This is a genomic window from Streptomyces sp. WAC05292, from assembly GCF_003949955.1.
Lineage (GTDB): Bacteria > Actinomycetota > Actinomycetes > Streptomycetales > Streptomycetaceae > Streptomyces > Streptomyces globosus.
In genome coordinates, this window is sequence record NZ_RPSE01000314.1 from 1 (window position 1) to 7,626 (window position 7,626).

Genomic DNA, 7,626 nt, shown 5'->3' on the forward strand with positions numbered 1-7,626 from the left:
GGGTGGGGGTGGCGAGCAGTTGGTCGGGGCCGACGGGCACGCTGAAGGCGGTGGAGGCCTCGTCGGCGAGCCTGAGGAGGCCGAGGGAGTCCAGGCCGTGGTCGTGGAAGGACTGCGCCGGGTCGAGGTCGGCGGGGTCGTAGCCGGTGACCGTGCCCAGCAGGGCCAGGACGGCGTCCCGGGCGCGGGCGCCCCTGGCTGCGGCGTCCGCGCTCCCGGGGGCCGCCGGGGCGGCGGGTGCGGCGCCGGCGGCGGGTGCGGCCGGGGCGACGGCGTCGATCCAGCAGCGGGTGCGCGCGAAGGGGTATCCGGGCAGGGACAGCACGGGTACCGGGGCGGTGTGGCCGGCCTCCCAGTCGACGGCCTCTCCCGCGGCCCAGCGGCGGGCCGTGTCGTGCGGGTCCGCGGCGGACGGCGCGGACGGGGCCCCCGGCTCGGCGGCCGCGACACCGGTGTGGCCCGCGGGCCGTCCGGCGAGGAACGCGTCGAGGGCCTCGGTGAGTTCGGCCGCCGACCGGGCGACGACGGCGAACCGGTGGGCCATGGCCTCCCGGCCGGTCTGCAGGGTGCGGGCGAGCCGGTGGAGGTCGACGCCGGCGCCGCCCGCGACGCGGCCCGCGAGCTCGCGCAGGGTGGTGCCGCCGTGCACGGTGCCCGCCGCGACCGCGTCGCCGGGGCCGATCAGCCGCACCATCGTGGCCGGCTCCAGGCCCAGTTCGTCGAGCGGTTCGTCGACCGCGGTGACGGGGACGCCGGCCGCGGCCGCGATGTCGCGGGGGTCGGCGCCGCCGCCCTGTGCGCCGAGCCAGGTCCGCATGCCCGCGACGACGCGGCGCAGGCCCTCCGCGTCCCGTGCGGAGAACGGGAGGACAACCGGTCCCGCGGGGGTGTCGGGCCGCGGCTCCGGCGTCCGGTACTCCTCGACCACGAGGTGGGCGTTGGAGCCGCCCGCGCCGAAGGCGCTGACGCCCGCGCGCAGGGGTCCGGCGCTCTTCCAGGGGGCGCGTTCGCGCTGCACCCGGAAGGGCACCGCGTCCCAGTCGACGGCCGGGTTGAGGGCGTCCGCGTGCAGGGACGGCGCCAGTTCCCGGGCCTTCATCTGGAGCAGGACCTTCGTGAGCGCCGCGATGCCCGCGGCCGACTCCAGGTGGCCGAGGTTGGACTTCACGGAGCCGAGGGCGACGGAACCGGCCGGCAGGCCGCCGAAGGCCCGTACGAGCCCGGCGATCTCGGCCGGGTCGCCCAGCCGGGTCCCGGTGCCGTGCGCCTCGACGTACGAGATCCCGTCGGCCGGCACTCCCGCCGTGCTCAGGGCCCGGGTGATGACCTCGCCCTGGGCGCCGGGGCTGGGCACGGCGAATCCGCCGGTCTTGCCGCCGTGGTTGACGGAGCTGCCGAGGATCACGCCGAGGATGCGGTCCCCGTCGCGTTCGGCCGCCGCCAGCGGCTTGAGCAGGACGGCGCCGACGCCCTCGCCGGGCACCATGCCGTCGCCGTCCGCCGCGAAGCTTCGGCACCGACCGCTCTCTCCGGTGAACCCGCCGGCGGCGAGCTGGCGGTACTTGCGCGGGTGGGGGGCGAGGTTGACGCCGCCCGCGAGCGCGTAGTCCGCCTGCCCCGCCGCCAGGGCCTCGCAGGCGAGGTGGATGGCGGTGAGGGAGGAGGAGCACATGGTGTCGACGGCCAGGCTCGGCCCCTGGAAGTCGAAGAAGTAGGAGACTCGGTTGGCGATGGACGCGTAGCCCATGCCGCCGGCGAGGCCCTGTGCGTCCTCGAACAGCTGGTAGTGCCCGTACATCACGCCCACGTACACGCCGACGCGGCTGCCCCGCAGGCGGGCCCGGGTGTATCCGGCGTCCTCCACGGCGTGCCAGGAGGCCTGGAGGAACAGGCGCTCCTGGGGGTCGGTCAGCTCGGCCTCCCGCAGGGACATCTGGAAGAAGCGCGGGTCGAACTCGTCGATGCCGTCGAGGAAGCCGCCCCAGCGGCTCACGGGACGGCCGTCGGCGGTGGCGGGGGCCCGGTGGTCCCAGCGGTCGGCGGGCACCTGGCGCACGCAGTCCCGGCCGGTCCGCAGGTTGTCCCAGAAGGTGTCGAGGTCCTCGGCCAGGGGGTAGCGGCCGGAGACGCCGACGATCGCGATGCGCCGGTCGGCGGCCGGCGCGGGCTGCGCCGCAGGGGCGGCGGGGCGCACCCCGGCCGCGGGCCGGGATGCGGCCGGGGCGGCCGCGGGTTCGAAGGCGGGCGCGGGCACGGGCTCCGCGGCGGGTGCAGGCGCGGGCTCCGCGGCGGGCTTCGCGGCGGGTTCGGGGAGGAGCGCACGCACCCGGTCGGCGTGCCGCTCGACGAGGTACTCGGCGACCTCGCGGATGGTCGGGTACTCGAACAGCAGGGACACGGGCAGCTCGCCCATGCCCTCGGCGAGGACGTCCACGATGAGGGGGACCGTCAGCGAGTCGACGCCGAAGTTCTCGTACGTCTCGTCCAGCCAGAGCCGTTCCCGCGGCACCTGGAGGATCTGCGCGAAGGCGTCCTTGACGTACTCCTGCGCGGCGTCCTGCAGCCCGCCGGCCTCCGTGCCGGACGGGCCCGCCGCGGGGAGCGGGGGCGCCGCGGGGAGCGCCTGCGGGGCGTCCGCGGCGGCGGCGGGCGCGGTACGGCCGGGTGCCGTCTCCGCGACCACCACGTGCTGGCTCAGCCCCTCGTCGGCCGGTACGGCCCGGCTGCGGGCGAACCCGGCGAGGGCGAGGGCCCTGCGCCATCCGGGTGCGGACAGCAGCGGTGAGCCGGGCAGCCGCAGTTCGGCGTCCTCGTGCAGCCACCAGCCGTCGAGCAGTCCGAAGGTGAGGGTGGCGGTGAGGACGTTGCTGCTGGCCTCGTTGAGGACCAGCCGGCCGCCCGGCTTGAGCAGCCGGGCCACGGCGCGCAGGGTGGCGAGCAGGTCGGAGGTCGCGTGCAGCACGTTGGCCGCGACGACGAGGTCGGCGCCGCCCGGGGCGAAGCCCTGGGGCTCGGGGTCCGCGGAGATGTCGAGCCGCTGGAAGCGGACGTACGGGTGCTGCTCGGCGAACCGCTGCCTGCCGTGCCGCAGGAAGGCCTGGGAGATGTCCGTGTAGACGTACGCCACCTCCGCTCCGGAAGCGGCGAGCGCGGGCAGCACGCTCGCGGTGGTGCCGCCGGTGCCCGCGCCGACCTCGATGACGGTGAGCGGGCCCTCGTGGCGGGACAGCAGGTCCCGGACGGCGCCGACGACGAGTTCGTTGGCGCGGTCGACGACCGGGCTGCCCCGGTAGGCGCCCTCGACGAGGGCGCTGGAGCCGCCCGGGAACATCACGTCGGTGGCGCGGACGGTGCCGCGCAGCACCCCGAAGAGGTTCTGCATGCAGGGGCGCAGCAGCCGGTCGAAGCGGCCCAGCGCGGGCTCGCGCCCGCACAGCTCGACCAGGTCCGCCTCGGGGTCCCCGGCGGGCTCGCGTCCCGCGGGGACGAGTGCTCCGCCGCGGTCGTCGAGGAAGCCGGCCCCGGCCAGTTGGCGCAGGAGCTCGGCGAAGAGCCGGCGCCGGGCGGGGACGACGGCCAGCCGTTCGGCGAGGGCGGCGCTCTGCCAGCTCTCGGCGCCGTCGAGGAAGACCCCTTCGCGGCGGAAGAGCATCCACAGCCACGTGCACATGATGTCGGTCAGGCGGGCGTCGGCGGCCTCGGTGAGGAGCGGGGCGACCGGCGGCAGCTCGGCGAGCGCCGGCACCAGGGCCGGGTCGTCGGGCGGCGTCGCCGGGTCGTCGGGCGGCGTTCCGGTGCCGGACGGCGTGCTCCGCGGGCCGTCCGGCGGTCCGGACGCTCCGCGCGGCCGGGCGCCGACCGCGGCGAGCGCGGCGGCGTCGGCCTTGACCGCGACGACCTGGCGGTCGTCGCGTCCGAGCACGGCGTGCACGGCGGCCATCCCCTCCTCCGGGGTGATCGAGTGGATCCCGGTGGCGGCGAGCCGCTCGCGGTAGCGCTCGTCGGCGACGATGCCGACGGTCCCCCAGTAGCCCCAGTTGATGACGGCCACCCGGGCGGGGAGCATCCAGTCGAGGTGGTGGGCGAAGGCGTCCTCGAAGGTGGATCCGGCCGCGTAGTTGCCCTGCCCGGCACTGCCGGAGAGGGCGACGGCCGAGGAGAAGAACAGGACGAAGTCCAGGCCTTCCGCGTCGCGCAGGGCGGCGTGCAGGGCGACCGAGGTGTGGGCCTTGGCGGCGAGGACGGAGCGGAAGGTGTCCTCGGTCATCGTGGCGACGGTCTGGTCGCGCAGGACGATCGTGGCGTGGAAGACGCCGTGCAGGGCTCCGTGGGTGCTCCGGGTCCACTCGACGGCATCCCGCAGCGCGGCGGGGTCGGTCGCGTCGGCCCTGCGGTAGGACACGAGGGCGCCCTCGGGGTCGATGGCGCGCAGCCGGGCGCTGCGCTCGGCGCCGAGTTCGCCGCGGCCGAGGAGGACGACCTTCGCCCGGTGGCTCCGCACGAGCCAGGCGGTGAGTTCCAGGCCGATGCCGCCGGCCCCGCCCAGGACGAGGTAGGTGCCGTCCCGGCGGATCCGCTCCTGCGGCGGTGTGGCCGTGACGGGGACGAGAAGCCGGTGGAGCAGCACACCGCGGCGCAGTGCGTAGGGGCCGCCCGCGGGGGCGTCGAGCACGTCGGCGGAGGGCGCGTCGGCGGAGGAGCGGTCGACGACGGCGACCTGCCACCGGGGGTGTTCCTGGGCCAGCGACAGGGCCAGTCCGTGCAGGGCGGCGGCGTACGGGTTGGCCACGGGCTCGTCCGCCGTGCTCAGGGCGTCCTCGGTGACGACGGTGAGGCGGACGGCCGAGCGGGTCCGCTGGAGGACCTTGGCGAGCCGGAACAGGGCGAGGACACCGCGTTCCTGGGCTGCTTCGAGCGCCGCGGTGTCGTCGGTCCCGCCCGCGCTGCGGGGGGCGAGCAGGATGACGTGGTCGGGGCGTCCGGTGGCGGTGGCGGCGCCCTCCGGGCCGAACGCGTCGACGGTGCCGCCGAGGCGGGCGCGCAGGGCCGCCGCGAGCGGCGCCGAGTCCGGCCCGTGCACGAGCCAGGTGGTGGCGGCGTCGGGGAGCGGCTGCGGGGGCCGGCCTGGCAGCTCGGTCCAGCGCGGTACGAACATCAGGTCGTCCGCGGCGGCGGCCGCCTCGGCGGAGACGGCCGCCGCGGCCGGGGCTGCGGCCCGCGGGGCCGGGGCGACACCGGGCGCGGGGCGCAGCGACAGGTCGTGCAGTCGCACGTGGACGTTCCCCTCGGAGTCGGTCAGGGTCAGGTCGTAGCGGTCGGTGCCGACGGTGCGGACGTGGGCGTATCCGAGGTCCGTCACCGGGGCGTGGACCTCGGCGGCGGTGAGGGCGTAGGGCACCATCGCGGGGCCGCTGTCGCGGTCCCGCAGGACGGCGAAGGCGTGCAGGGCGCCGTCGACCGCCGAGGGGTGGAGGGCGGAGCCGGCGAAGCGGGCGGCTTCGGCGGGGATCCGCAGGCGGACGAGCGCCTCGCCGTCGCCGGCCGCGATCCATTCGACGGCCCGCAGGGCGGGGCCGTAGAACAGCCCCGCAGCGGCGAGGTCGTCGTAGAGGGCCCCGCCGTCGTGGTGGCCGGCGAGGCGGGCCCGCACGGCGTCGATGTCCAGGCTCGCCCCGGCGGGCTCGGACAGGGGCTCCACCCGGCCCTCGGCGAGGAGTTCGCCGGTGTCGTCGCGCAGGTCGAAGCGGGTGCCGGTGTCGCCGCGGCGCAGCCGTGTCCGTGCCGTGCGCTCGGCTCCGGCCACGACGAACGGGCGCAGCCAGCGGACGTGGGACAGCCGCAGCCGCTCCCCGGCGCCGGCCGCCTCGGCGGCGGCGCGTGCCATCTCCAGGACGGCGGCCGCGGGCAGCAGGCGGGTCTCGCCGAGCCGGTGGCCTGCGATGTACGGGTGCTCGGGTGCGAAGGCGGTCCGGTACGTCAGGCCGTCCAGGCTGCCGGCCGGGTCGATCGAGTCGAGCAGCGGGTGCGCCGGGCCCGCCGCGGCGGCCCCGGCGGGCGGCGCGGGCGGCGTCCAGATGGCGTCGGTGAGCCAGCAGCGGAGCTCCTCGAAGGGGTAGCCCGGCAGCGGCACGCGGCGGCCGCTGCCCTCGGGCCATGTGACGCGGGCTCCGGCTGCCCAGGCGGCGCCGATCGACGCCGGGTCGCCGCCGGCGGGGGCGGCGGCGCGGGCGGCGCGGCCGCGGGCGCTGCCGGTCCACACCCCCGACGGGTCCTCGCCGCGCAGCCGGGCCACCAGTTCGGTGGCGGTCGAGGCCAGGACGACCATGCGGTCGGCCCACTCCTCGCGGCCCTGCTGGAGGGTGAACGCCACGTCGGCGAGACGCGGGGCCGTTCCGTCGGCGAGGCCGCGCTCCAGGGCGTCGGCCAGCTCGGCGGCGAGGACGGGGAGCCGTTCGGGCGCCTTGGCGGAGAGCGGGAACAGGTACGGGCCGGACTCCTGCCCGGCGGCCGGCGGGGCGGCGTACTCCTCCACGACGACGTGCGCGTTGGCCCCGCCCGCGCCGAAGGAGCTGATGCCGGCGCGCCGGAGCGCGCCGTCGGGCCGGGGCCAGGGGGCGAGGTCGCGCTGTACGCGCAGCGGGGTCGAGCCGAAGTCGATGTTCGGGTTGGGCGGGTCCGCGTGCAGCGAGGGCGCGAGCCGGCCGTGCCGCATCTGGAGGAGCACCTTGCACAGCCCGGCCATGCCGGAGGCCGATTCCAGGTGGCCGACGTTGGACTTGACCGAGCCGATCGGGAGGCTGCCCGGGGGCAGTCCGGCGTCGGCCAGGGCGCGGGCCAGCCCGCGGATCTCGACGGGGTCGCCGAGGGCGGTGCCGGTGCCGTGCGCCTCCAGGTAGCCGAGGGTGGCGGGGTCCACGCCCGCCTCCCCGAGCGCCTGGGCGACGAGGTCGCCCTGGGCGACGGGGTTGGGCACGGTGAAGCCGTTGGTGCGGCCGCCGTGGTTGACGCTGGTGGCGAGGATGACGCCGTGGATGTGGTCGCCGTCCCGGACGGCGTCCGCGAGCGGCCGGAGCAGCACCGCGCCGACGCCCTCGCCGGGCACGTAGCCGTCGCCGTCCGCGCCGAAGCTGCGGCAGCGGCCGTCGCTGGAGGTGAAGCTGCCCTGGCCGAGGAAGCGGTACTTGTACGGGTGGACGTGCAGGTTGACCCCGCCCGCGACGGCCATGTCGGTGTCCCCGGCGCGCAGGTCGCGCACGGCCAGGTGGAGGGCCGTCAGCGAGGAGGAGCACATGGTGTCCACGCCCAGGCTGGGGCCGGTGAGGCCGAGGGCGTAGGAGACGCGGTTGGCGATGGAGGCGTGCGAGGAGGCGCCGATGCGGCCGTCCTCGGCTTCGTGCAGCTGGTACAGCCCGTACATCGCGCCGACGTACACGCCCACGCGGTGGGCGCGCAGGTCCGCGCGGGTGCGTCCGGCGTTCTCCATGGCGTGCCAGGCGGTCTGCAGGAAGAGCCGTTCCTGGGGGTCGATGATCTCCGCCTCGCGGGGCGAGATGCCGAAGAAGAGCGGGTCGAACACGTCGATGCCGCGCAGGAAGCTGCCCCAGCGGCTGTAGCGGGCCGCCCGGT

Annotated in this window: 1 protein-coding gene; it reads right to left on the reverse strand. The window is 77.0% G+C overall.

Going from position 1 to position 7,626, the window contains the following annotated elements; translation table 11 throughout:
- The coding region (locus tag EF903_RS25095; RefSeq protein ID WP_125546819.1) for an SDR family NAD(P)-dependent oxidoreductase at nucleotides 1–7,626 on the reverse strand (7,626 nt) is incomplete at both ends.